This is a genomic window from Lachnospiraceae bacterium KGMB03038 (assembly GCA_007361935.1).
GTDB lineage: Bacteria > Bacillota > Clostridia > Lachnospirales > Lachnospiraceae > Massilistercora.
Window position 1 is genome coordinate 2,849,498 of the sequence record CP041667.1, and the last position, 24,709, is coordinate 2,874,206.

Below are 24,709 nucleotides of genomic sequence, written 5' to 3' on the forward strand. Positions count from 1 at the left end.
TGGTATGCCCGCCGCCGGGAAACGGGACGGGCATGAAAAAAGAGCATCCGCTTTCACGCCGCCCTGTTAAATCCGTACCCGCAGCCCGGAAAGGTCTGCCGCCCGAATACCCACAAGATACCAGTTGTCCCCGTACTCCATACGGGTCGGCTTCCATTTGCCCCGCACAAAGACCTCCATGCAGTCGCCGCAATGCAATCCCCCGTAATAGTCGTTTACGTCAAAGCGAATGTCGTAGCGGTCAGCGGTTTCATCAAAAATCAAAGCTCCTGTTTTCTGTGTCATCATAAAATCCTCCTTTGGGTTGGTTTACAGGCTTTCGCCCTCGTTGCAGGTGTAATCGGGTATGCCCTTGCTTCTTGCCGACTGGATAGTGCGCCCGCCGTACATATCGTGAGATACAAGGGACGTGTAATAGCTGCCAATCGTAGACGGAGCATTGAAAAGGGCAGCTTTCATGTACTGCTTGATGTTGCGGATTTTGGTGGTGTTTTCCTGCATACAGTCCAGTACAAAGCGGATATGTTCGCTGTTCAGTTTCATAAATTTTGCTTTTACAAGCTCTGCCGGGTGGTCGTCCCCGGCGATACGGATTGTTCTTCGTTTGGTGCAGACGGTTTCAAGAATAAGGGCAAGGATTTCCTCTATCCTGTCCCGGTCAAGGTATCTGTCCTGTATCAGATAGTCGTACTCGATATTGTCCTTGATGATTTCCTCATACACGCTGTATGCGTCTGTCGCTTCCTTTCGCTTCCGTTCCGGCAGCTGTGCCGCGTCCTCTAAGGGAGAGGGATTTAGGGAATGGAAAGGAATGGAATGGGTACTTGATATATCTGTATTTAATTTTTCTTTTTTTGGTAAGTTAGTTTTTTGTATCTCTTTATTTAATTGCGTTGGATTTTCCGACGTCGGGTTATCCGGTGTCGGATTTTCCAATATCGGCTTATCCGCTGTTGGATTTTCCAATACCGGACAATCCAATGCCGGGGGCTGTGGCTGTTCGTAAATGGTGTACTCAATAGCGGTCATTTTGCCTTTCTCGTCGCGTCCCTGCCGCCTTGTGATATATCCGGCTTTTTCAAGCTCCCATACAGCGGTGCGGATAGCGTCGATACTTTCCCGGTTGATAAGGGACAGCCCTGCAAGGGTGTAGTCCCAATCTTCGGGAAGTGAGAGCATTTGCGACAACAAGCCCTTTGCCTTTAGGGAAAGTTCCTTGTTGCGTAAATGGTGGTTGCTCATAACCGTATAACCTTTGTTCTTTTCCACGCGGAAAACTGCCATAGCTTCATCACTCCTTTGGTTGGATTTGTTACGCAGTAGAAACGCGGTTTTGAGGGAAAAGGTATCAACCCTTGCCTTTCTCATTTCCGCGCTCTAAGAGCCGCATAAATCAAGGCTTTATTTGCCCTTACTGCGTAACATGAGGGCATAAAAAAAGCAGCGTTCCTGTTCTCCTGTGTGGGAGTGAGAAACGCCGCCTTATAGGTGGTGCTTATTTTATTTTTTCTTTTCGACGTGCCGCGTAAGGTGGTGTAGTGGTTTATCCGGCAGCTTCGCAGGTGCTTTTGCATATCAAGGCTCAATTCGTTAAAAGTAGTAAATGAGTAGTAAAATCAATCTGCAAACCTGCGAATATGCCCGTAAATCAAGCATTTTTCAAGACAATCAACTAATTTGCTGGACATCAAATGGGAATTTTTCTCTCCCGATGATTTTGAGCTGCACAGAACCAGCAGCGGGACCTTTTTATTCTTCGCTGGAAATCCTGTGCTGAAGCCTGCCCCTGGCACGACCTTCTTCCAGGCATACCGCCGTACCTATCAGAATATTGTCAAAGAAGCGGCCGTCTCCGCTTCGAACATCTTCGCTGATCTGGAAGCGGTGGTTCCAGAGAATTTCGCGGCAGTAAACACCAAAACCGGCCACGGCGAAATGGCGGAAGAGGCGCTGACCCTCCTGGATAGACTATCCGGTAAAGATGCGCATGTGGTGGGAAGAAACCAGGCAAAAAACGGACCGGACCGATTAGTCAACGGCACCTTTATCCAAACCAAATACTATTCTACCGGAAAGGGCTGTATCAACTCCTGCTTTGATAAGGCCACCGGACAGTTCCGATATCAGATGGCAAACGGCGAACCTATGATGATCGAGGTGCCCAAAGATAAATATGCGGAAGCACTCAACGAATTTCGGAAAAAAATCCTGGAAGGAAAGGTGCCCGGTGTTACAGATCCAAATGATGCGGCCAAATATATTAAAGAAGGTAAGCTGACTTACCTGCAGGCCCGCAATCTGTGCAAGCCTGGGACCATAGAATCGCTGACCTACGATACCGCTACGGGAGCTATCAACTGTTCCTTTGCCTTCGGCCTTACCTTTCTGTCTACCTTTATCATTAGCTACACGCAGAGCGGAAACCGCCAAGAGGCGATGAACTCTGCCTTTGCCGCCGGCATTCAGGTGTTTGGGCTTTCTTTCTTTGCCCACATCTTTACGCAGCAGGTCGCAAGGACCACGCTCACCAAAGAGCTGATCCCTCTCAGCACATATATCGTAAATGCCATGGGCTATAAAACTGTACAGACCATCGTCAACGCGATCCGGTCTATGGCCGGCAAAGCCCCCATCTCAGGGGCCGCCGCCATGAAGCAGCTTGCCAAGATACTGAGAAACAGCGTGGTCACTTCAGCCATCACTATCGTTGTCTTCTCCGTGCCGGATACTTACAACGTTTTCCAAAGAAAACTTTCTACCGCTCAGTATACCAAGAATATGCTGTCCCTTGTGGGCACTATGGCCACCGCCGGCGTCGGAACACTAGGGGCTTCCTTCGCCGCCGCAAAGGTGGCTGGAAGCATCGGGACTACCATCGCCCCCGGAGTAGGTACTGCCATCGGAATCGGAGGCGGACTGGCGGGCGGCTTTGTAGGAGGAACAGCCATCAAACTCGCCGGAGACCATGTCAGGGAAGATGACTCTGTCATTCTCTCCCGCCTGTTCAACGCAGTGGTTACAAATCTCATTTACGAATATATGCTGTCAGAAAGCGAGATCAACGTAGTGATAGAGAAATTCAACGCAATCGGTTCCAGGAAATTCAACAAGCTGTTTAAAGACGTAATGGCGGCAGATCACCAGGAAAAAGTCATTGAAAAATATATCCGGCATTATTATGAAGAAGTGGTGCGTTCCCGTCCCAAGGTCGCGGAGCCTACGCCTGCGGATCTGGTCGATTTTGTAGCCGGACTGGCAGGACCAGAAGAATAATCCGCAGATCAGGATTTGATGCAGAGGGGGCGTTGCAAAATAGATGAGTAATCATCTATGGAGCAACGCTCCTTTTTCATATCCAAAAACAGAAAACGGACCCCGAAGAGTCCGTAATCCATGGTATAATTAGATATGCCTACTAACCAAAAATACCATAAAAATTATACCGAATTCGGCGAACCTTATCAACTGGTTTTGCCATTAAATTTGGAAGGTTTGGTTCCTGATGATGATTCTGTCCGACTGCTGAGCCACGAATTGGAGGGATTGGATTACAGCTTGCTGTATCAGGCTTACTCTGCCAAAGGCGGAAATCCGGCAGTGGATCCTAAGACCATGTTCAAGATCCTGACCTATGCGTATTCCCAGAACATTTATTCATCCAGAAAAATTGAAACCGCATGCAGACGAGATATCAACTTTATGTGGCTGCTCGCCGGGCAGAAAGCACCTGACCACAGCACGATCGCACGTTTCCGTACCGGATTCCTGGCGGATGCCTGTGAAGATCTCTTCTATCAAATGGTAAAGAGACTGAAAAATGCGGGCGAGCTGTCGAAGGAAACCGTTTTTATTGATGGGACAACGCTGGAGGCATGCGCAAACAAATATACCTTTGTCTGGAAAAAATCCGTAGGGAAATGGGAAACAAAAATGTTCCAGAAAGTACAGGAAGCCGTAGCTCTTCTGAACCAGGAGTATCTACAGAGTTTTTCTGTAACGGAAGGAACAAGAACACAGGATCTTCAGAAGATCTGTCGGTTTCTGGAACAGAGCTGTAAAGAACAGCATACCGTTTTTGTCCATGGAAGAGGGAAACGGAAAAGCCGGAACCAGAAATATCTGGAACTGTTCCAACGTTTTCTGGAACGGCAGACCATCTACGACTGGCATACAGCCAGCTTCCGGGGACGGAATAATTATTGTAAGACGGATCCGGACGCCACATTCATGCATATGAAGGATGACCATATGCGGAATGCCCAGTTGAAGCCGGGATATAACGTACAGATCGCAGTGGACAGCGAATATATTGTCGCGACAGATATTTTTCAGGATCGGAATGATGTATGGACGCTGGTCCCTTTTTTAAAGAGAATGGAAGAAAAACTGGGATTCCGTTATCCAAGCGTGACGGCAGATTCAGGATATGAAAGTGAAGAAGGATACAGCTATCTGAGAGACCAGAAACAAAAGCCCTATATCAAACCGCAAACGTATGAGAAATGGAAAAAGAGGAGTTTTAAAAAGGATATCAGTAAACGTGAGAACATGGGTTATGATGAAAGGACAGATACCTATACGTGTCATGCCGGGAAGAAACTGCGGCCGATTTTCCTGAAAAAGCAGACAAGTAAAAGTGGCTATGAATCCGAAGTCACCGTCTACGAATGCGAAGATTGTACGGACTGTCCTTATAAAGAGAAATGTACAAAAGCAAAAGGGAACAAACGGCTGTATGTATCCAAAAGCTTTTTGGAGAAACGACAGGAATCCTATGAAAACATCCTGAGCGAAACCGGGCTCCTATACCGGATGAACCGTTCGATCCAGGTGGAGGGAGCATTTGGAGTCCTGAAAAACGACTATGAATTTCAAAGATTTTTACTCCGTGGAAAAACCAAAGTAAAACTGGAGATTCTTTTATTGAGTATGGGCTATAATCTCAACAAACTTCACGCTAAAATACAAAATGACCGAACCGGAAACCATCTGTTTCCAGTGAAGGAATCTGCTTAATCAAACAGAAACTAAGCAGCTTTATTAAAGTATGCTCAAAAACGGAAGTAATCCACAGAACAAAGTGGAATCACTTCCGTTTTCCTTTAAATGGAGCGAGGGTATCGCTCCATCACCTAATTTGATGATTTTGCGACACCCCCTTTTTATTTTCTGACCTTCAGCAAATACCGCTGGCTGGAAACTATCTGAAATAATCCTCAATACCAATACCGATCGTAGACCAATAGTCCGCTTTTTTCTTCTCCTCTTCAATTTCTCTTTCGTCCATCGGATCTCCATCCTCATCCGCTTCCCTTATCATTTCTTCAACATCTTTGGGAATAGAGGGACGGTATACTCCAACACTGCTATTTAAGAATCCATAGGAATATTCATTTTCGCTGTCGTCAATAGCCCCATGATTTTCTTCCCTAAGTATCTTGTACAGTGTATCCGCTTTGATCTGAAAAGCAGGCACATCGTAGATGGTCGGCTGCAGTTCCCCGTCAATTCCACCCAGGAACTCAATAAATTCCACTTTTCCATCCTCGTCAAAATCAAATCGCAATTCATTGTTAAAATAGTATAGAGAATCCTCCCTTATACTATTAGGTTCTCCCAACAAATTTTTTACATCTTCCTGCGAAGAAGATAACGCGATCGCTATATCGTCCAATTCAATTCCCACTAATGGGATAATCTTTATTTTCCGCATAATCGCCGCCCTCCTGAATATTCAATCAGTTCTCTTTGATGATCAGGCACTTAGCTTCGCTCCTTCCTGCGCGATATTTCTGTAATAGGGAAGTATGTCTTTGATTCCAAATCTGAAACAACATCCCATATTTATATGTCCGAAATACTTATATAAAGTATTATACCTATATTTCATATTTTAAACAATTCTTTTCCAGTCAATTGGGTATTCCGGCCTACTCTCTAACAAACAGATCAAAGCTCTCTCTTTGTGTTGATTCGCCGCACAACCTTTTTGATAAGCAGTACTAATAAAAAATAAATCACACATCGAAAAATAAAAAATCAATCGGATAGCTGATTGATGGCTATGCGGTTGATATAGGATTATGTGAAATCAACTCTTTATTGATAATCTTTTCCGATGTATTATGGATACAGTTCATGACAAAGATTACTTTTGGAAAATGACTATTTGGTGAAAGACTTGATGATATGCATACTATTGCATTCTTCTAAGTCCATTAACATCATCGGATAAGAAAAATAACCTTAGGTTTAATCTCCCATCTGGTGGGGCTATATAGTTTTTGATTTTGAATATGAAATCTTTTGATTTTGTCCTTTCTAATATTCCGATACTAAAATATGATTAGAGCTTCCAATGCACTTACATACTTTGAAACATAAAATCCATTCCCCGGCAATTTGCCGGGGATGGATCTTTCTTTAAGCTTAAAGTACTAAAAATAAAATTTAATAATATCATCTAATTGTTCCGAAATTTTTGAAAAATTTTTGTTTAAATCTAAAGCTCGAACGGCAATTTGATTCCCACTCATCCGATATGTTCCATTCAGCACAATATCTTCATCGGTCTGAGCATAAAGAAGCATTCCCGATACAGTATGTTCACAATTCTTTAGTTCAAACTCTTTGTTCTTTACATAAGTAAAAATTTGATAAAGATTATTGGAATGCAAAGTATTAATGCCGTATTGTGTTTGAGTCATATGTGAATAATATTTTGCATCAATAATCAGAATATTATTTCCTTTCGATAACATGATATCCGTTTGCATTTTTGGCAGCATCTCATTTTCATCATCATCAAGCTGCCATGCAATTTGAGCGGCGTTGACCGTGAGCTCAGGATGCTCTTTCCGATAATATTCCAGAAGAAATTTTTCATATAAACGTGACATACGTTGCTCATCGGTAAAGTCCATTATACGGACATCACCACTATGTTGGGTTTGCAGCAATCCCATATAAACTAAATAACAAATGCCAATTAACATCTGATAACTTTGATTCGTTCGATTATAATTTTGATTCCAATTTACGGAATGCAAATCGATTTCATCAACGTCAGAAAAATATAATAAAAGATTTCGCAAATGCTTTTTTCTCTTATTTGTTATATCCGCTATAAGGAGAAGCCGTACCGTTGATTTAATAATCTGGTTAAATATAGTGTTGACTGAAAATTCATCATAATTACAAATCATCTGCTTCTTTATCATGGCCTGGGTTTTAATAGATTCTGAAATATTTAACTTTCCTTGCAAAGTAGAAAGTGGTTCTGATTTTGAAATGTAATCTTTACCCAAGCCACGCTTTACTTGTATACTAATACCCTTATCCAGAATCGCTGCATATAACTCCGCAGTATTGTGAAAACTTTCTGTTGCAATATCTTTGTAATTTTGCGTTTGTAATGTTTGAAAGGCATAGGACAGCATATAATAGATATTTTGTATAGGAATCATTTGATAGCACTCCTTAATCTGTCGGACCATTCTATAACTTTAGTTGGTTCATCAAACCAGTATTCTTTTAAAAGTGGAATGAGTTCGAATTCGACAATGGAAGCCAGTGCTTGTTCGGAAACAGTCTCTTCGGTCATTCCACAGAAATAGCTGTGCCCGATACAGAAGCCTTCTCCTAAAGAAGCATCCCCAGTAATATTTACATTCAACTGCTTGACGCAGGAAATCAACTTATTAAATTTCGGGCTATTTAACGAGTCTTGATAAGTATGAAATCCTTCTATATTAAATCCGGGGATAACGTATAATTAATTTCGCAAAATCAATTTCATAAAAATAGACATGGTCTATAGCCGTTTGGTAAAATCAAGTCACCACAACTAAATCTATCAAAGGAGGCTATAGAACCATGTCTGATAAGATTATACAGCTAAATGAGGACTTAATAAAGCATGATTTAAAGGATCTTGTCCGTAACAGTGTCGAAGAAACATTAAACGCCCTGCTCGATAAGGAAGCCGACGAATTAGTCAACGCTGAAAAGTATGAGCGCTCCTCTGACCGCCAGGGATATCGTTCCGGCCATTATAAGCGAAATCTCCACACTACCGCAGGGGAAGTCGAACTGAAGGTTCCTAAACTGAAAGGGGTTCCTTTCGAGACAGCCATTATCGAAAGATATCGTCGCAGAGAATCTTCCGTGGAAGAAGCTCTTATTGAGATGTATCTGGCCGGTGTTTCTGTCCGACGCGTGGAAGATATCACCGAAGCCTTATGGGGAACGAAAGTATCCCCTGGAACCATCAGTAACCTGAATAAAAAGGCTTATGAGCATATTGAAACCTGGCGTACCCGTCCGCTTTCCGGGAACTATCCTTATGTTTACGTAGATGGTGTTTACCTGAAACGTAGCTGGGGCGGCGAGATCCAGAACGTTTCTGTTCTCGTTGCCATTGGCGTCAGTCAGGATGGCTGCCGGGAAATCCTTGGTGCTGCGGAAGGGATGAAAGAGGATCGTGAAAGCTGGCGTTCTTTCTTCGTATGGTTGAAAGAACGCGGGCTTACTGGTGTACGTTTGATCATCGGCGATAAGAATCTCGGTATGCTTGAAACCATTCCGGAAGTCTTTCCGGATGCCAGATATCAGCGCTGTACGGTTCATTTTTACAGAAATATATTTTCTGTTACCCCCCGTAACAAGATGAAAACGGTAGCGCTTATGCTCAAGGCGATCCATGCGCAGGAAAGCAAGGAAGCCGCCCGTGAAAAAGCAATCCAGGTAGCGGAGAAACTCCGTGCCATGAAGCTTGCTAAAGCTGCCAAGAAGGTAGAGGACGGGATTGAAGAAACCTTGACCTATATGGATTTTCCTACGCAGCATTGGACCCGGATCCGAACCAATAACGCTATTGAGCGCCTCAACCGTGAGATTAAACGGCGTACAAAAGCGATCGGTGCTTTTCCTGACGGGCAGAGTGCCTTGATGCTCGTATGTGCCAGACTGCGTCACGTAGCAGCAACCAGTTGGGGAGCCAGACGCTATATGAATATGGATCATCTTTTCAAAACAGAAGAGGATCTGCTGTCTGATATCATAGCCGGCTGACTACCGGCTGCTAAACGGCTAGGTTTTGATTTTGCGAAAAACTATTGACACTATCAATCCGGGTTTCATAGTGATAAAAGAAAACCTTCTTCTTAATGCGTAATCTAACATAGCAAGGCTTCGATCAGCAGTGTTCATCATACCGATTATATATACATTTTGAGGTACAGAAAATTTTTCATCTGAATATAATAATTGTAATTCAATACCGCGTTTGTCTGTTTCAATCAACATAAATAATTCGCCAAAAATCTTGCTTAAATTTCCCCGGTTAATTTCATCAATAATAAAGAAATAATCATTTTCATCGTCTTCTTCTGCTTTTTTACAAAATTTGTAAAAAGCTCCTTTTTTTATAATGAATCCACTTTCAGTAGGTCTATATCCTTCGATAAAATCTTCGTATGAATAACTTTGATGAAATTGAATCATCTGTACACGATCAGAAATTTTAGCCCCGATCATGGAATATGCCAGTCGTTTTGCCGTAAATGTTTTACCAACTCCCGGCGCCCCTTGCAAGATGATATTCTTTTTAGCTTTTAAAACACTGGCAAGTGTTTCATAATCATTTTCGTTCATATACACATCTGAAAGAAAATCTTCCGGTGTATATAATGGATAATCTATTTCAGGCTGTGCATCAATATCATCCAGGTCATCAGAAACAAATAATGCATTCAATTTCTCAATATATTCTGTATAAGGAGAAATATCGGTCAAGCGTTTAGAAACGGCATTTCCCGGATATTCCCATTCACCTACTTGTATCCATTTTACATTTCGGATATTTTTATATTTGGGGCGTGAGTCGTCAAAAACATATCCACCAGTAATAATCCCTTTCCCGACAAGAGTATTTCCACGTTTTGCAAAAATCACGTCATCAACAGCTATTGTTCTGGCAAAATTCCATGCCATAAGAGCCTGATTTTTTCGAGAAGTATTTCCATCATAAACATTTATCAAGGCCTGCCTGAGAGATTCTTTTGAGTTGTATCGGTCGTAATCTCCGATATCATCCATTCCAATAACCATGATATTTTTCTGACGACATTCATTCCAACTGTCATCATCAAAAACGGTATACATCCAATAATGTGTATTTCGGATATTTTCATCGGATAGTGAATTCTGAGAAACGTCATTAGGCTTATCCTTATATCCTACATATTTGCCATAAATATAACCGAACACAACCATTGGAATATTACACTGCTTTGCGAACAGCGCAATTTGTCCCATTCTTATAAATGGAATATCGCTTGGCTTTTGTTTTAAAAACTGCAATACGTCGAGTTGATTGTTCTGACCGTAAAAGGGCGCAAATAATGTCGGAAATAATATTTGATAATATTTCATTCTCCAGACAGTATTAATTCCGGAAATATGTTCTAACTTACTGTAAAGTTTCTGGTAATCTGCTACAGAATCAAGATTACCAAAAGAGGAGATTATTTCTGCGCCTTCTACTAAATTATTTCGAATTTCTTCAGCTTTTAGTATGGCATCTTCTTCATCAAGTATCACTGGTTTTAGTGGTGATCCGCACGTCCATTTCTGGGTCTTTTTATAAAAAAATAATCCGAACTTATATGCGGATCCGCCTGAAATACCGCCAAATGTTTCTCTAATATTTCTATCCATTTCAAGCATATAACATAGATTCGTCTTATTTCCCTCGTCATTGTAAAATAGGGATGTTAATAAATCTTTCCCAGAAAGAGCCTTTAGCTGTTCAATGCCGAAACGATTTATGAAATTATTTCTTAACTGTTCCGCCTTTTGTTCAAATAATAGACAATCTGAATTTTGAGCTTCTTCATTAAACCATTCTGGAGAATATTTTTTTGATACATCTTCTTTTGATAACGGATCTGTCATAACGTACCTCCGATTTTTGATTTAAAATTAGTATAACATTAATTTCTACACCTGTCATACACTGTAAAAATGTAATGGCTGAATACATTTCTTTTATTCTGGATAATAAGAGCAAGATCCACTACGGTAATACCGAAATCCATGTTATGAATTTGCCCTTCCCTTTTGGGGTTGTGATCTTGATGGGAATTTCAAAGAGCAAGATCCACTACGTAATACACAATCGTGTATTCCAGAGTAGTGCTCTTGCCTGGGATTTCGATTCCCCATACCCTCGATGGTCTGCTTTTTTAGCAGATATCAGCGTTCACTGGAAAGTGAGACGCAGCACAAAAGAAAGATCCCGGCAGGACAGCCGGCTCTCCCACTTGTGATGTTACTGCGTAACAAGAAAAAGAAAGAGGTAGTCCAGATAACTTGTTTCATAATGATACCGAAACAGTACCGAAACGTCGCTTTGTACTGCTGACAAGATAAACCTCAACCGATGATAACTGCTGTCAAAAGGCCTTATGGCGATAGGCGAAAATGAAAAGAAAGATACCGAAACGATGCCCCAGTTGCTGTTCTGTCACCAAAAACGTCAGGACAGCGGAAAGAAGAAACACCGATGCAGCGAATAAGCTGGAAAAGGCGGTGCCGGATAGTATTCTAACATCGTAAAAATTATGAACCTCCTGACAGACTTATAAAGTGAGATTTCCTGTCAGGATGCTTTTATTTATCTCCTGTATTATTTTCATAATGTTTGATTTTTCGCATCAGTCCTCTGTATATAGGGTCTTTTAGTAAATATATCTTATCGCGGCTGATCGGATATTCAGACATAAAATCCGGATTTTCTGCGAAGAATTTTTTCTGTTCCTCATCCGTCAGATGAATTGTATATTCTTCATAGAAATCCATATCATCGCCCAGTACGAATTTTTCAAAACGTTTATATTGTTCTTCTGTCCATTCCATTTTTGCTGTTATCCCCTATGTAGGCTAATATATATTTTCCCCTTTTTGCCAATTCTTAAAGATACTCTCAAAACAAATATAGTCGTAATAAGACTAAAATTCAATAGTCGTGTCGAGACTTTTTTATAATGGAGAAAAATTGAGGGAAGTAAGTAAGACATGGTATTTGAAAATATCCGGAATCTCCGTGAAGATAATGATAAGACACAGCAGGAAATTGCTGATTATCTGAATATAAAGCAGACCACATATTCTAAATATGAATTGGGAAAAATCAATATTCCAATTGAAGTCTTCATTAAGCTGGCTGACTATTATGGAGTCTCTCTGGATTATCTGGTCGGAAGATCGAAGAACAAAAATTAAGGATCACCTCTTTTCAGAAAGAGCAGTGATCCTTTTCTTCATATCATCTTTTCAATTTTATTCTGTAAAAAATTTTCCGGAAAGGAGCATACGTGCAAGATTTCCTCCTTTAATTTTTACGTCCATGAGGTAACACCAAGTAACACGAACATTTGTTTAAATATTGCCTTTCCAACACCCGAAAAACCCATATTTTTGCATGAAAAAATCGGAGTGACAGGATTTGAACCTGCGACCTCTACGTCCCGAACGTAGCGCTCTACCAAGCTGAGCCACACTCCGATAAATGACCGGATGCTCTTTTCTCCAAGCCTCCGGCGCCCCTGCCAAGGAACTACGGATAGAGGACTCGAACCTCTACTAACAGAGTCAGAGTCTGCTGTGCTGCCATTACACCAATCCGCACTGCTTCTGTCCGCATGTTTGCCAGCGAACAAATATTATTATAACAAAGTTTTAACAAAAATCAAGCCTTTTTTTCATTTTTTGAAAAATTCCTATTGCTTTTTGTTTGGAAATCTGTTTTGCTATTATTTAGAGGATCATAAATCAAACTACAACAGTATAGAAAGGGATGTACTATGAAACCAATCAAAGAAGGAAAAGTACGTGAAATCTATGATAATGGAGACAGCCTGATCATGGTGGCTACCGACCGGATCAGTTGTTTTGATGTCATCCTGAAGAATGACGTGGCAAAGAAGGGAACCGTCCTGACCCAGATGTCCAAATTCTGGTTCAACATGACCAAAGATATCCTTCCCAATCACATGATCTCCACAGACGTAAAAGATATGCCGGAATTCTTCCAGCAGCCGCAGTTCGACGGCAACAGCATGATGTGCCGGAAGCTTGACATGCTTCCCATCGAGTGCATCGTGCGGGGCTATATTACCGGAAGCGGCTGGGCCAGCTACCAGGAAAACGGGACAGTCTGCGGGATCAAACTGCCGGAAGGACTGAAGGAATCTGACAAACTGCCGGAACCAATCTATACGCCTTCTACCAAGGCAGAGATCGGCGATCATGACGAGAACATTTCCTATGAGCAGAGCATTGCCCACTTAGAAAAGTATTTCCCAGGCAAAGGCGAAGAATATGCCGCAAAACTTAGAGATTATACCTTGGCTCTCTACAAGAAATGCGCAGACTACGCTTTGAGCCGCGGCATCATCATCGCGGACACCAAATTTGAATTCGGACTGGATGAAGAAGGCAACATCGTTCTTGGCGATGAGATGCTCACTCCTGACAGCTCCCGTTTCTGGCCGGCAGAAGGCTATGAGCCGGGACATGGACAGCCTTCCTTTGACAAACAGTTTGCCCGTGACTGGCTGAAAGCCAATCCCGGAAACGACTGGACTCTTCCGGAAGACATTGTTCAGAAGACCATCGACAAATATCTTCAGGGATATGAAATGCTGACAGGTGAAAAGCTGTAATAAGACAAAAACAAAGTGGAGGAACCGCCTCAGGGATAGGTTCCTCCGCTTTTTTATTTCGCTTCCCGCTTGACGAAGAAAATTCCGATCAATACCAGCAGCGCCGATACTGCCGCCATCCAGAAGAATGTCACATTAATGCCATGTACTCCCGCCGCCTCCCCGTAACGACCCACAGAAGATTCCCGCACCGCCGTCATGATCCCTACGAACACAGCCGTTCCGACTGCTCCCGCGACGGTCCTAAGAGACGTCAAAAGAGCGGTGCCGTGGGCGGTCATCCGGAACCCGATCTTCTCGGTTCCCCAAGTCACCAAAGGCATCATCAGGCATCCGATCGCTGTGGTGCGCAGGGTATTCCATCCTGCCGCCACCCAGACTGGAGTATCCATGGTGATCAGACACATTCCTCCGCAGCTGATAGTCATACAGGCCGCGCCGACTAGAAATAAAATCTTCATCCCCAGCTTGTCGTAGATCTTCCCCGCAAATGGACTGATTACCGCCATGACCGCAGATCCCGGCAGTACGATCAGGCCCGAGACGGTAGCGGAATATCCCATCACAGACTGAGCGTAGAGGGGCATCAGCATGGAAGATCCCATCATGACAAAATAAAGCAGCATACTGCCGATCACGCTGACCGCATAATCTTTATTCTTCAGAATACGCAGTTCCAAAAAAGGTTCTTCCAAATGAAGCTGCCGGTACACAAACAGCGCCGCCGCCACGCAGCCGATCACAAGAACCGGCAGCGCCTGCGGGCTCGTCCAGTCATAGGTTCCAATATTGCCAATGCCAAGGGTGATTCCGCCAAAGGCAAAAATACTGATTCCAAAGGAGATCATGTCAAATTTCTTCTTAGCTGTCTCAAGTACATTGTCAAAGGCAAACAGCGCCCAGATAAAGGAAACCAGCATGATTCCTATCGAAATATAGAAGATCGCTCTCCATCCAAACAAATCCACAATGATTCCCGCCAGCGTCGGGGCAATGACCGGGGCCGCCCCCACAGACAGGCCGTACCATCCCATGGCCGTTCCCCGTTTTTCTAGAGGAAAGATCGTCAGAATGATCACCTGGGACATGGAGGTCAGGATTCCATTTCCACATGCCTGCAGGATCCTGGCCGCCATCATCACCGGAAAGTTTGGCGCGATCACACACAGAGCCAGTCCCAGAATGAACAAGATCATTCCTGTCAGAAACAGACGTTTCGTTGGGAACCGGGTAATGAGAAAGGCCGTCAGCGGCATAATGATCCCCATTGCCAGGGAATAGCCGCTGGTCAGCCATTGTCCCGTTGTCACACTGATCCCCAGGTCTGTGATCATAGACGGCAGCGCCGTTGTCAGCGCCGTCGCCAGCATAGATGAGGCGATGCACGTGATCACAATATTGATAAATATCATCGTTCGTTTTCGGTCCGTTATCTTATGCTCCATTGCTGTGTATCTCCTCCTGTCCCAGATAATAGTCCCGGATCTTCGTCAATGCCCGATAAAACTGCTCTTTTTCTTCCCCATCAAGGCCCGACAGCATTTCTTTGTGGGCAATGGCGCGGTTTTTCCGCACCTGTTCGGCGCTCCGTTTGCCTTCCTCCGTCAAAGATACCAGTATGATCCGTTTGTCCTTCGCGGAAACTGTCCTTTGCACCAATCCCTTCTGTTCTAACTTCCCCAGGATCTCTCCCGCGGAAGAAGGGCGGATACGCAGACAGTCCGCCAGCTTCTTCTGGCTGATGGGCCCGATTCGCTCCAATATAAAAAGACAGCTGTACTGTCCCCGGTAGACGTCCATTCGTCCGTATCGCTCTTCTGAATAACTGCGGTTTAACTTCATCACTTCAAAGAAAAGCTCCACCACATCTTCGTCTTTTAACTGCATAGATCCTATTCCCTTTCTTTTAATAAGGTACCTTATCAATTATAGACAAGAGGGCAATCGCTGTCAATTCCTTTTTCCAGTCCCGAAAAAGTTCAATTCCAGACGTAGTAAAATTCAATTTTACTACGTCTGGAATTGAGCTAGTATCTGTCTGCCTCCTATTTCTTTTCTGCTTCCATCGCTTTTTTGATATATGCCTCACGCACATCCTCCGGCACCAACGATCCTCCGGTGGCCCAGACGATATGGGCAGCCTGCCCCATCTGTCCGGTCAGTCCCTGTTCTTCGATATATCTTGCGCACGCCTCATCGGTCTCGATCCTGGATGGTCCGGCAAATGCCGCGCAGGAACTTGGCTCAATGAAGACGCCTTCCTGATCCAAAAGTTCTTTCATATATATGTATAACTTCTCGTCTTCTATGGTAAACTCTCCGCTTAAGAGATGCTCCACCGTCTTGCCCACGAATTTGGAAGGCCGTCCGACAGCCAGGCCATCCGCCTCCGTCTTGCCCGAAAGACCGATATCCTGGACACAGATCTCACTATGAAGTCCTGTAGCGATCCCAAGGACCATACAGCATGCCTGGGTCGGTTCTTCATAAAATACATGTACATGGTCTCCATACAGGAGTTTCAGGCCAAAGGCAACGCCCCCCGGCGCTCCGCCCACTCCGCAGGGAATATAGACAAACAGAGGATGTTCCTCGTCCACCAAGATGCCTAAGTCCTCCAACTGCCCCCGGAGCCGCAGGGCCGCCACCGCATAGCCCAAAAACAGGCTTACCGAATTCTCATCATCCACAAAATAGCTGCAGGGATCTTTCAGGGCTTCTTCCCGGCCTTGTTTCACCGCCGCGCCGTAATCCCCCGCGTATTCGATCACCTGGACATTCTTGGACCGTAGCAGGTCTTTCTTCCACTGCTTCGCATCCTGGGACATATGGACATACACCCGGAAGCCAAGAGCCGCGCTGATGATTCCGATAGACAGTCCCAGATTCCCGGTAGACCCCACATGCACTGCGTATTTGGAGAAAAATTCCTTCATTGAAGGATCCGCGAACTTTTCATAGCTTTCTCCCTGCCGGATCATTCCCTGTTCCAAGGCCAGATCTTCCGCGTGCTTCAGGATCTCATAGATCCCGCCCCTCGCCTTCACAGAACCGGCGGCCGCCAGGTGGGAATCCATTTTCAGCAGCAGCTTTCCTTGAAGCCCTGCCTTCCAAACGGCATTTAATTCTTCTCTCATCTTAGGGATCTCCCGCAGAGGCGACTCGATCAAGCCTCCCGCCTCTTCCGTCTCCGGAAACGCCTTGCGGATAAACGGGGCAAATCTTGCAAGGCGCTTTGCCGCGTCTTCCACATCTGCCATCGATAATTCAATATCTTTCAGCGCTTCCTGGGTCTTCCCATAGTATGGATTGATCCAGCTCACTTCTTCCGCCCTGCGCAGCTTTTTCACCACAGGCGCTTTCTGTTCCAGCATATCCAGATTCATAAGATTCCCTCCTTTTTCTGTCATTCCTATTATTACTGCTTTCATTATAGGAGGTCTTTCCTCTGTTGTAAACCAGCCTTTCTCAAATCTCCTGGCTGCCTGTGGACCACACGTGTTCTTCCTTTGCGGCGGCTTTCGTGTTCTGGGCCATCACTCCCACCAGTCTGTGTGGAACATATGCCTCTTCCAGATAATCCATCTCTTCCTGGGTCAGCGCAAGATCTACGGCTTTCACTGCTCCCTCGATATGGCTTCGCTTCGTGGCGCCCACTACTGGCGCCGTCACTTTGGTGAGAAGCCACGCCAGGGATACTTCCGTCATGGACACCCTATGCCGGCCGGCCAGTTCTGCCACCCGGTCAATGATCACTCGATCCTGCTTGGCTGTCCCATCGTACTTCACCTTAGCGTAGCTGTCCTCCTCCAACCGTTTGGAGGTTTCTCCCGGATGTTTGGAAAGACGACCGCCTGCCAGCGCACTGTATGGCGTCATGGCGATGTTGTCTTCTGCGCACAGCTTCGCCATCTCCCGCTCTTCTTCCCGGAACAAGAGATTATAGTGGCCCTGCACCGATACAAATCCGGCAAATCCTTCCTTCTCCGCCAGGGCATTTGCCTTCGCAAGCTGCCAGGCAAAGCAGTTGGATATGCCAATATACCGTGCTTTTCCCGCTTTCACGACTCTATTTAACCCATCCATGATGTCATAAAGTGGGGTCTGGTAATCCCACATATGATAAATGTACAGATCTACATAGTCCATCCCCAGATTGGACAGGCTTCTATCGATCATTTTCTCTATATGCTTTTGTCCGGAGATCCCTTCTTGGATCTCTTCCTGGGTACGGGGAAGGAATTTCGTCGCCACCACCACTTCATCACGCCCCGCGTAATCTCTAAGCGCCCTTCCCACATACTGCTCGCTTGTCCCGCTCTGATACGCGATCGCCGTATCGTAAAAATTCACTCCCAGTTCCAGCCCTCTTTTGATGATCTGGCGGGAATGTTCTTCATCCAGAGTCCAGCTATGCTGACCGTTCTTGGTGTCTCCAAATCCCATGCAGCCCATACAGATGCGGGATACTTTCAGGTCTGAATTTCCAAGTTTTACATATTTCATGGTTTCTCCTCCCTGCTCTGTCTTCTTAGTCCCCAAGTCTTCTTCCCAATTCATAAGCTTCTTCCATATATTTCGACTGTCTGGTCATCTCCGGCGTCCCGCAGCCCTTTCCCCAGACTGCTCCTTCGTCCTTAAGGTTCAGATACCGCACCAGAGTCTCATAATGCGCTTCCAGCGCTTCGAAGGTCCAATCATCGCTGTTCCATGCCGCCGCGATCATCGCTGATTTCATACCTTTTCTGTGGATGCTGCTGTTAAACGCGCAGAAACGGTCCACCAGAATCTTAAGCTGGGCCGACATGCCATAGTAATACAGAGGGGTCACGAATACCATCATGTCCGCTTCCAGGATCTTCTTCCTGATTTCTTCCATGTCATCCTTCTGGATGCAGGGTCCCTCATATCCGCAGTGGATACATCCGGTACACGGATGGATATCCCCATGCGCCGCGTCAATGACTTCAATCGTATGCCCTGCCTCCTTTGCGCCTTTTGCGAACTGCTCTGCCAGCATGTTGGAGGAGCCTTTTCGATTGGGGCTTCCTTCTAATATAATGATCTTCATTTGCTCATCTCCTTTTCTTCTATACCTTTATTATACGTCCCATTTTTACATAGACAAATGCTTATACCGCATGCAGAAAAATGCCAAAAACGCATAGAAAAACCGCTGTACAGGTTTCCCCGGTTAATTGAAATCCTTACTGCAACATTGAAGTTGTAACTGCACATTGAAAACTTTATGAAGTTGTAACTGCATAATATCATGAGTAACTGCAACAGTTTTAAGCTGTTTTTCTGGCTTTGGATTGCCTTTTTCCGATTTTCCTTGTAAAATTTCTTAAAGGAAGGCATGACAAAACACAGACTGCATTTTTTACTTTTCGCAGAAGTTGTAAATGCACCCTGTTTGTGTTTCCTTTTTTATCGTGTCCTGTCTTCTCTTAAATTCCGGTTTACTTCTTAAATAAAGCCGGTGTAAGGGTTATGGAATCGGATGGGATCTTTTCAAGGCCCAGGAGGTTCGCAGTCTCCTGGCCGTAGATCTTGATAAAAAGATCTATAGGAGCCTGTCCGTTCCACTTTTTTCGGGGATAGGAATTGATGTGGTTCATCATTTCCCTGATTTCTTCTTCCGTATATTCATCCTTTGCATGATTTTTAGGTATGATATAACGGATCAATTCATGGTTCCGTTCACAGTTGCTCTTCTGATTTGTATTCATCGGGTTACAATAGAATACGCGGCACTGGATCTCTCCGGTCTCCATATCTGCTTCGATTTTTTCGGGATCGCTGAATTCGCTTCCCCGATCGGTAATAATAACCTGAAAAAGCATCCGGAATTTCTCATCTCCAAGTGCTTTCCGCAGCCGGCAGAATATTTCTGTTACTGATCCCGCTGTGTTGCGCTCTCTCAGGAACATGAGCTGTACGTCACAGTTGGTAAACAAGATTGTCAGCAGTGTCTGGCCGCCTTTGTGTATGACCACACTGTCCATCTGGCTGACTATGGCATCTGGATTCTGGCGCATATATTCCTCGTATTCCTCATAACTGCGTCCGATATGGCATTTCCGGTCTACCCGGAGAACCGGACCGCTCTTTTTCCGTTCCGGTCTGCGCAGTTTCCTTCTCAGGTCTATATTTCTGGCATCCAAAAGGCCTGCATCAATATAGGAATAGATCGTCCGTTCCGATACGGGCAGTTCATCTCTGTGACGTTCACAGATAACCGGGAGTGACTGCCCCTTTTTTAACAGCGGTGTGATCGTATCATTGATCCGGTTTAACTCCTGCTCTGTAAGAGAGATTCCTTTACGGGATTCAGAGAGCATCTGTTCATACTGCTGCTGAGCATGCTTGGCGTCATAGAGCATCCTGCGCAGACGGCAGCGAAGCCGGTGGTCACAGGCATTACAGACAAACGGCGACTTTTCGTAATCTGTACAGAACTCTTCCTGATAATCAGGGCATCCTTCCTGACATCGTCCACATGCTGTCTGGCACTGTTTCTTCCCACGAAAGCATCCCTGACGGCAGTTTGGGATTCTGGTACAGGTACAATGGTGGATACAGTTATTGCCCCCTGACGTTTTGACCAGCCTGCGGTGTGCTTTGATCTCTCTGCCGACAGTAGACCGATCCTTTCCAATGTTTTTGGCGATCTGTGCGACCTTCAATCCCTGCTGCAGACCTGACTGGATGGCGAGCCTGTCGTCATATGTAAGGTGTTTATTACTCATGGTTACCTCCAATCCGAAGACAGGACAAGGATAGTATACTGGAAAAAAGGCAAAAAGAAACCATGAAGTTACAACTGCAACTCCATGGCTCATATGCCTTGTAATTCTAACCGCAACAACCTATGTTGCAATTAATTTTTCAATTAACCTACAGGTTTCCCCATACAGCGGTCTTGGATTCATTTTGGGAACTGCCTTTTTCTTACAGCAGTTCTTCCTTCTTCGCAAGGATTGCTTCTACTGCGGCGCAGGCTGGGCAGTCACAATATTTTGCCCCTTCTGTCTTGATCTGTCTGGCATGTTCCGCCACGCCCGGCGCCTTATCGCCAAACACTTTCGCTCCCGCCTCAGATTCCGCAAAAGCGATCAGACCGTCTACCGTTACAATATCTTCTTCCAGCTCCGCAAAATACTTCTTGGTCTCTTCCTCTTCCCGGTCGGTTCCCACCGCGTCAAGCCAGGCCTTTGCCGCGTCTTTGGCTTCCTGGGAACAACTGGGCGCCTGGATCAGTTCTTTGCTCTTCTCTGCAACGTACTCTACTGCTTCTCTGCTCATGGCAAACACCCCACTTTTTGTAAATCTGCCATTATTCTAGCACAACCCCGCCTATTTTTACAACTCCAATCCATCCACCCAGTCTGCCACTTCTCCCGCCGCATCCGGTACGGCGTTGCGGGAGATGGACAGCCCGTCTTCGATCACTGCGGCATCTGGCTGCATCTGCCCAATGGTCTCTATAGTTCCTGAGAATCCGCTTCCTCCGTGAGTGGTAAAGGGAATGATCGTCTTGCCGCTAAGGTTATATTCTTCCAGGAAGGTGTAGAGCGGCATCGGCAGATCTGCGTTCCAGTTTGGGTATCCCAGGAAAATGGTGTCATAGCTGTCCAGATTCTCGATCTGAGAGGCCAGCGCCGGCCGGACCTCTTCTGTCATCTCATTGTACGCAAAGTCCAGAAGCTCATCATGGGTTCCGGGATATTCCTGTTCAGTCTCAATGGCAAATAGATCTCCTCCTGTCTGCTGTTGGATCAGATGGGCCACATACTCATTATTTCCCATTACCTGACCATCCACAGACACCCGGCTTGCGCCAGCCACCGTGTCCGTGCCGTCTGTCTCCGGCACAGAAAAGTAGGCGATCAAAATATTGTCTCCTCCCGCAGGCGTGCCGGCCGTATCCTCAGTGTCTTCCAGGGACACAGACGGGCCGGATTCCTCCTGGCCCGCGCAGGCGGTGAGTGTAAAAATTACTGCCGCACACAGAAGCAGCGCGGTTATTTTTCTTTTTTTCATTCTCTTTCATCTCCTTTTTATTGAAATTTGTTTCTTGAGGAAATCTCCCGCTGCCGCCCCAATTCCCATAAAAAGGGTCATCACTGCGACATTGGCGGCAAACAGCAAAACTCCCGGATAGGACCAGTACATGCCCGTATCCCGCAGGACCAGCCGGGAAGGCATATCCAGCGCGATAAATGCCAAGATTCCAAGGATTGCCGTCACGATCCCTTCCACGAGCATAAGAGGCTTCCTTTTCTCTGGCAGAGAAATGTGCAGCCCTCCATGGATGGAGATCAGGATCGTTCCCCAGCTTCCCGCGGCCACATGCAGGGGACGAATCAGATAAGCTTCCCTCATTCCCCACAGGGGCGCAAACAAACGCTGGGATATATAGATTCCTGTCCCCATAGCCGCCAGCATACAAAAAAGCGTCAGTATATTTACGGTAAGCAGGACTTTCCGGCAGCCGGAATATCTTCCTTTGAAAAGGCTGGCGTACCATTTCCGGTTTATCACATTGTGAACAAGAAACAGCAATAGCAGCAGGACTCCCGCCAGCTCATGAAATAGATTTCCAGTGGCCTGATAGGACATGGTCAGGATCATCAGGACTGCCATTATCATGTCGATCTTCTTTCGTGTATTCATCTTACAACTCCGCGATCCAGCGCTGGATCTCCTTCTTAGGCGTTACCAATTTCCCAAATTCCTGTGCACTGAACTGTATCATCTTTCCTTTTTCTACTACAGCTCCCGGAAGCTCCTCTTCTATATCTTTTAGTCCATGTCCCGGCCATCCCGCATGAGTCTGGAAGGGGATCACCCTTTTCCCTGACAGATCATTTTCCCGCAGGAACGAAAGGACTGCCGGGGCCATGGTATACCACCAAGTAGGGGTTCCCAGGATGATGGTGCCATAGGCGTCCAGGGATACCCCCAGAGGCTTGAGCTTGGGCGTATATCCTTCGTTTACTTCCGCCTTCCCCTGTTCCACACGGATAGATCCGGAAGGACAGACCTGTTCACAAAGTCCGCAGCCTACGCAGCCTTTCCCCACGGTGATCAGATGCTGCCACAGATCTGCCGGAAGTTTTGACTGGTTTTCCAAGAACTGCTGGTGAGCCGCCCGGTCGGTATCGGTCACCTCTGAGATCTTATGGACTCTTCCTTCGATTTCTTTCTTGATCACTTCCAGATGGTCATCCACCTTCTTATCGATGGCCCTCTGCTCATTCATATCAAAACTAGGTAGCCAGTTGTCCACCATCATTAAAACATTGATATAATCTGGCTGGATCCCGCATTTCCGGCACAGCTTCCAGGCCAGTTCCGCCGCCCCGCCATGCCGGTTTCCATAGGTCAGCACCATATAGAAATAATCGGTCTCAAAAGAAGCCTTTGCCAAGAAGTCCTGTACCATCTGGGGAACCTCATGGCCATATACCGGACAGACTATCCCAATCCTGTCCGCCTGGAACTCTAAGTGCTCCTTGTCAATAATCTGGGGGATACTGATTCTCTCTTCCTCCAGATATTTTGCCGCATACAGGCTGTTGCCCGTAGCGGTGAAATAAAAAATCATTTTAATTTCCTCCTTTTTTATGTTCTTCTAAATATGTCAGGATCGATTCCACCGCCTGCTCTTCTTCCTCGCCGTAGAATCCATGCCCAGCCCCGGATATGACTTCTAATTCCGCGCTTTGGTATGCCTTCAGCGCCTGTTCTGAAGAAGAAAGAGGAACTATGCTGTCTTGGTCGCCGTGGAGCAGCAGCACATCTTTTTCATAACGGCTGATCTCTCCATAAATATCATAGCCGATCAAGGGTTCGAAATAGGCCCGCCCCACTTCCATCCAGAGAAAATACATTATGTCCGGGATCTCTCTTTTGCTGGAGAACATCTCACCTGCCTGGTCAGCCAGGATAAACGCCGGATACAGGAGGATCATCCCACGGATCTCTTCTTCATGATCCGCGCCGGTAATGGCAGATACGGCTCCCCCCTGACTGGTCCCCATCAGAAATAACTGCTCCCGATCCACATAATCCAGTCCCTGGATCATGCGTATCACTGCTTCCAGGTCTTCCCGCTCCGTAAATAAGGACATTTCCAGCGTAGAGCCATCGCTCCGGCTTCCCGGTGAACCTCCGCAGAAATCAAAACAGTAAACCACATAGCCTCTCTGGGCCAGGGCCTGGGCGTAAGGAATTCCCACCTGATAGTTTCCTCCAAAGCCATGGGAGAAGATCACCGCCGGCAACGGTCCGTCGGCGCCTTCTGGGATATAGATGACCCCGTAGATCCGGTGATCTCCCCGCCTGGCATACAGCTCCTGGCTTTTGTATTCATAGGTCATCTCATCTCTTCACTCGCCAAATCCATTTTCCGTCAGATAGGCGCTGATCGCCTCTGTATCTTCCTCATCCACAAACAGACCATCATGGACCGTTCCATTTCCCGCGCATCCTCTGACAAATTCCATGGAATTATCAAACTGTTCCGTGTCCATAGAAGCAGACTGGGTAAACGGATATACATCGATGCCTGTCAGATCATAATTCTCAAGGAATGTCCCTATGATCATCGGCGCGGTATGCCACCAGATCGGATAGCCGATAAAAAGGGTATCATAACCCTCCAGGGACTCTGGCAGGTTCTGGATCTCTGGCCTTGCGTTGCTGTCCCGCTCTTCCAGGGCCACATCTCCACATTCGCTGTAATCTTCCGGATAAGGAGTCACCGGCTGGATCTCAAACAGATCCCCTCCTGTCTGCTCCTGGATAGAGGAAGCCATCTGGGCGGTATTCCCTGACCAGGAAAAATAAGCGATCAGTACATTCCCGCTTTCCGTCTGCGTTTCCGCGCTGTTCTGGGTCTGGCCGCAGGCAGTCAGCGCGGCGGCCAGCGCAATCGTTAAAAGGATACTGATGATCTTTCTTTTCATAGCATT

22 protein-coding genes, 2 tRNA genes and 2 pseudogenes are annotated in these 24,709 nt (G+C 45.7%); 5 read left to right on the forward strand and 21 right to left on the reverse strand.

Annotated features, from left to right (window positions below; all coding sequences use genetic code 11):
* Positions 1–66: 66 nt before the first annotated feature.
* Positions 67–285, reverse strand: coding sequence for a hypothetical protein (locus tag FND36_14060; GenBank protein ID QDW75642.1), 219 nt, complete (start codon positions 283–285; stop codon positions 67–69).
* Positions 286–309: 24 nt separating this feature from the next.
* Positions 310–1,284 carry a helix-turn-helix domain-containing protein gene (locus tag FND36_14065; protein ID QDW75066.1) on the reverse strand — a complete coding sequence of 325 codons (975 nt, stop codon included), beginning with the start codon at positions 1,282–1,284 and terminating at the stop codon, positions 310–312.
* 393 nt (positions 1,285–1,677) lie between these two features.
* Here FND36_14065 and FND36_14070 point away from each other — a divergent pair, with 393 nt between their 5' ends.
* On the forward strand, positions 1,678–3,273 hold the full coding sequence (locus FND36_14070; protein QDW75067.1) for a hypothetical protein: 1,596 nt from the start codon (positions 1,678–1,680) through the stop codon (positions 3,271–3,273).
* Between the two features lie 135 nt (positions 3,274–3,408).
* The gene (locus FND36_14075) at positions 3,409–5,016 is read left to right on the forward strand and encodes an IS1182 family transposase (protein QDW75068.1); all 1,608 of its coding nucleotides are present in this window, start codon (positions 3,409–3,411) and stop codon (positions 5,014–5,016) included.
* Positions 5,017–5,200: 184 nt separating this feature from the next.
* Here the strand turns inward: FND36_14075 and FND36_14080 are convergent, their stop codons facing one another.
* The 3 genes and pseudogenes from FND36_14080 to FND36_14090 all read right to left on the reverse strand — a co-directional run bounded on the left by FND36_14080 (position 5,201) and on the right by FND36_14090 (position 7,762).
* A complete protein-coding gene (locus FND36_14080; protein ID QDW75069.1) occupies positions 5,201–5,713 on the reverse strand; it encodes a hypothetical protein in 513 nt (170 codons plus the stop codon).
* A 724-nt stretch (positions 5,714–6,437) separates the two neighbouring features.
* Positions 6,438–7,466: a 5-methylcytosine-specific restriction endonuclease system specificity protein McrC gene (gene mcrC / locus FND36_14085; GenBank protein QDW75070.1), complete on the reverse strand. Its 1,029-nt coding sequence runs from the start codon at positions 7,464–7,466 to the stop codon at positions 6,438–6,440.
* A pseudogene (locus FND36_14090) lies at positions 7,463–7,762 on the reverse strand (ATPase). The gene mcrC and the pseudogene FND36_14090 overlap by 4 nt, the downstream one beginning before the upstream one ends.
* A gap of 113 nt (positions 7,763–7,875) precedes the next feature.
* On the opposite strand from FND36_14090, the gene FND36_14095 reads away from it, so the two are divergent.
* The gene (locus FND36_14095; GenBank protein ID QDW75071.1) at positions 7,876–9,072 is read left to right on the forward strand and encodes an IS256 family transposase; all 1,197 of its coding nucleotides are present in this window, start codon (positions 7,876–7,878) and stop codon (positions 9,070–9,072) included.
* Positions 9,073–9,129: 57 nt separating this feature from the next.
* Here the strand turns inward: FND36_14095 and FND36_14100 are convergent.
* Positions 9,130–10,956 (reverse strand): annotated as a pseudogene (locus FND36_14100) (AAA family ATPase).
* 717 nt (positions 10,957–11,673) lie between these two features.
* Entirely contained in the window at positions 11,674–11,919 is a 246-nt protein-coding gene (locus FND36_14105; GenBank protein QDW75072.1) for a hypothetical protein, read from the reverse strand.
* A 159-nt stretch (positions 11,920–12,078) separates the two neighbouring features.
* Here FND36_14105 and FND36_14110 point away from each other — a divergent pair, with 159 nt between their 5' ends.
* Positions 12,079–12,285 carry a helix-turn-helix transcriptional regulator gene (locus FND36_14110; protein QDW75073.1) on the forward strand — a complete coding sequence of 69 codons (207 nt, stop codon included), beginning with the start codon at positions 12,079–12,081 and terminating at the stop codon, positions 12,283–12,285.
* A 208-nt stretch (positions 12,286–12,493) separates the two neighbouring features.
* Here FND36_14110 and FND36_14115 read toward each other — a convergent pair.
* Both FND36_14115 and FND36_14120 read right to left on the reverse strand, forming a co-directional pair.
* Positions 12,494–12,567, reverse strand: a tRNA-Pro gene (locus FND36_14115).
* Positions 12,568–12,619: 52 nt separating this feature from the next.
* A tRNA-Gln gene (locus tag FND36_14120) sits at positions 12,620–12,690 on the reverse strand.
* A 176-nt stretch (positions 12,691–12,866) separates the two neighbouring features.
* Between FND36_14120 and FND36_14125 the strand changes: the two genes are divergently transcribed.
* The gene (locus FND36_14125; protein QDW75074.1) at positions 12,867–13,727 is read left to right on the forward strand and encodes a phosphoribosylaminoimidazolesuccinocarboxamide synthase; all 861 of its coding nucleotides are present in this window, start codon (positions 12,867–12,869) and stop codon (positions 13,725–13,727) included.
* Between the two features lie 53 nt (positions 13,728–13,780).
* On the opposite strand, the gene FND36_14130 is transcribed toward FND36_14125, so the two are convergent.
* The 12 genes from FND36_14130 to FND36_14185 form a co-directional block, all read right to left on the reverse strand.
* Complete coding sequence (locus FND36_14130; GenBank protein QDW75075.1) at positions 13,781–15,172, reverse strand: multidrug efflux MFS transporter; 1,392 nt, start codon at positions 15,170–15,172, stop codon at positions 13,781–13,783.
* Complete coding sequence (locus FND36_14135; protein ID QDW75076.1) at positions 15,162–15,614, reverse strand: MarR family transcriptional regulator; 453 nt, start codon at positions 15,612–15,614, stop codon at positions 15,162–15,164. Before FND36_14135 ends, FND36_14130 begins: the two co-directional genes overlap by 11 nt.
* Positions 15,615–15,772: 158 nt before the next feature.
* Positions 15,773–17,113 carry a D-serine ammonia-lyase gene (locus tag FND36_14140; protein QDW75077.1) on the reverse strand — a complete coding sequence of 447 codons (1,341 nt, stop codon included), beginning with the start codon at positions 17,111–17,113 and terminating at the stop codon, positions 15,773–15,775.
* An 82-nt stretch (positions 17,114–17,195) separates the two neighbouring features.
* Complete coding sequence (locus FND36_14145; protein ID QDW75643.1) at positions 17,196–18,233, reverse strand: aldo/keto reductase; 1,038 nt, start codon at positions 18,231–18,233, stop codon at positions 17,196–17,198.
* 25 nt (positions 18,234–18,258) lie between these two features.
* The gene (locus tag FND36_14150) at positions 18,259–18,798 is read right to left on the reverse strand and encodes a flavodoxin family protein (protein ID QDW75078.1); all 540 of its coding nucleotides are present in this window, start codon (positions 18,796–18,798) and stop codon (positions 18,259–18,261) included.
* A gap of 391 nt (positions 18,799–19,189) precedes the next feature.
* Positions 19,190–20,479 (reverse strand): IS30 family transposase, encoded by a 1,290-nt coding sequence (locus FND36_14155; protein QDW75079.1) that lies wholly within the window; start codon positions 20,477–20,479, stop codon positions 19,190–19,192.
* 202 nt (positions 20,480–20,681) lie between these two features.
* Positions 20,682–21,035: a molecular chaperone Hsp90 gene (locus FND36_14160; GenBank protein ID QDW75080.1), complete on the reverse strand. Its 354-nt coding sequence runs from the start codon at positions 21,033–21,035 to the stop codon at positions 20,682–20,684.
* Positions 21,036–21,092: 57 nt separating this feature from the next.
* Positions 21,093–21,773, reverse strand: coding sequence for a flavodoxin (locus FND36_14165; protein ID QDW75081.1), 681 nt, complete (start codon positions 21,771–21,773; stop codon positions 21,093–21,095).
* 6 nt (positions 21,774–21,779) lie between these two features.
* The gene (locus tag FND36_14170; protein QDW75082.1) at positions 21,780–22,406 is read right to left on the reverse strand and encodes a DUF4405 domain-containing protein; all 627 of its coding nucleotides are present in this window, start codon (positions 22,404–22,406) and stop codon (positions 21,780–21,782) included.
* 1 nt (position 22,407) lies between these two features.
* A complete protein-coding gene (locus FND36_14175) occupies positions 22,408–23,340 on the reverse strand; it encodes a hypothetical protein (GenBank protein ID QDW75083.1) in 933 nt (310 codons plus the stop codon).
* A 1-nt stretch (position 23,341) separates the two neighbouring features.
* Positions 23,342–24,115: a lysophospholipase gene (locus FND36_14180; GenBank protein ID QDW75084.1), complete on the reverse strand. Its 774-nt coding sequence runs from the start codon at positions 24,113–24,115 to the stop codon at positions 23,342–23,344.
* Between the two features lie 9 nt (positions 24,116–24,124).
* A complete protein-coding gene (locus FND36_14185; protein ID QDW75085.1) occupies positions 24,125–24,703 on the reverse strand; it encodes a hypothetical protein in 579 nt (192 codons plus the stop codon).
* Between the last annotated feature and the right edge of the window lie 6 nt (positions 24,704–24,709).